Below are 1,647 nucleotides of genomic sequence, written 5' to 3' on the forward strand. Positions count from 1 at the left end.
TTGTTCTTTGAAAACTAGATAAAGATAAATTGATAGTCAAGAAATTACCGAGTATCGCCATTTTAGGTTTTAAACCTGATGTAACAACCAATTCGGTTAAGTTATGAAGGGCGCACGGTGGATGCCTTGGCACTAGGAGCCGACGAAGGACGGGACTAACACCGATATGCTTTGGGGAGCTGTAAGTGAGCTTTGATCCAGAGATTTCCGAATGGGGGAACCCATTGTTCGTAATGGAACAATATCCTTACTTGAATACATAGAGTATGGAAGGCAGACCCAGGGAACTGAAACATCTAAGTACCTGGAGGAAGAGAAAGCAATTGCGATTCCCTGAGTAGCGGCGAGCGAAACGGGATATAGCCCAAACCAAGAGGCTTGCCTCTTGGGGTTGTAGGACACTCTATACGGAGTTACAAAGGAATGAAGTAGACGAAGAAGTCTGGAAAGGCTCGTCAAAGAAGGTAACAACCCTGTAGTTGAAACTTCATTCCCTCTTGAGTGGATCCTGAGTACGGCGGGACACGTGAAATCCCGTCGGAAGCTGGGAGGACCATCTCCCAAGGCTAAATACTCCCTAGTGACCGATAGTGAACCAGTACCGTGAGGGAAAGGTGAAAAGCACCCCGGAAGGGGAGTGAAATAGAACCTGAAACCGTGTGCCTACAAGTAGTCAGAGCCCGTTAACGGGTGATGGCGTGCCTTTTGTAGAATGAACCGGCGAGTTACGATCCCATGCAAGGTTAAGTTGATAAGACGGAGCCGCAGCGAAAGCGAGTCTGAATAGGGCGAATTGAGTATGTGGTCGTAGACCCGAAACCAGGTGATCTACCCATGTCCAGGATGAAGTTCAGGTAACACTGAATGGAGGTCCGAACCCACGCACGTTGAAAAGTGCGGGGATGAGGTGTGGGTAGCGGAGAAATTCCAATCGAACTTGGAGATAGCTGGTTCTCTCCGAAATAGCTTTAGGGCTAGCCTCATGTGTAAGAGTCTTGGAGGTAGAGCACTGTTTGGACTAGGGGCCCTCATCGGGTTACCGAATTCAGACAAACTCCGAATGCCAAAGACTTATCCATGGGAGTCAGACTGCGAGTGATAAGATCCGTAGTCGAAAGGGAAACAGCCCAGACCACCAGCTAAGGTCCCAAAGTATACGTTAAGTGGAAAAGGATGTGGAGTTGCTTAGACAACCAGGATGTTGGCTTAGAAGCAGCCACCATTTAAAGAGTGCGTAATAGCTCACTGGTCGAGTGACTCTGCGCCGAAAATGTACCGGGGCTAAACGTATCACCGAAGCTGTGGATTGACACCTCTAGGTGTCAGTGGTAGGAGAGCGTTCTAAGGACTGCGAAGCTAGACCGTAAGGACTGGTGGAGTGCTTAGAAGTGAGAATGCCGGTATGAGTAGCGAAAGATGGGTGAGAATCCCATCCACCGAATGCCTAAGGTTTCCTGAGGAAGGCTCGTCCGCTCAGGGTTAGTCGGGACCTAAGTCGAGGCCGATAGGCGTAGACGATGGACAACAGGTTGATATTCCTGTACCACCTCTTTTCCGTTTGAGCAATGGGGGGACGCAGGAGGATAGGGTAAGCGCACTGCTGGATATGTGCGTCTAAGCAGTTAGGCTGATGATGAGGCAAATCCC

General features: G+C 49.4%; 1 rRNA gene. It reads left to right on the forward strand.

What is annotated here, in order from left to right:
- Window positions 1-94 precede the first annotated feature (94 nt).
- Window positions 95-1,647: ribosomal RNA gene (locus tag SLH55_RS23005) — 23S ribosomal RNA — on the forward strand; the annotation flags it as partial.

The organism is Rossellomorea sp. YZS02, assembly GCF_033963925.1.
Taxonomy (GTDB): domain Bacteria; phylum Bacillota; class Bacilli; order Bacillales; family Bacillaceae_B; genus Rossellomorea.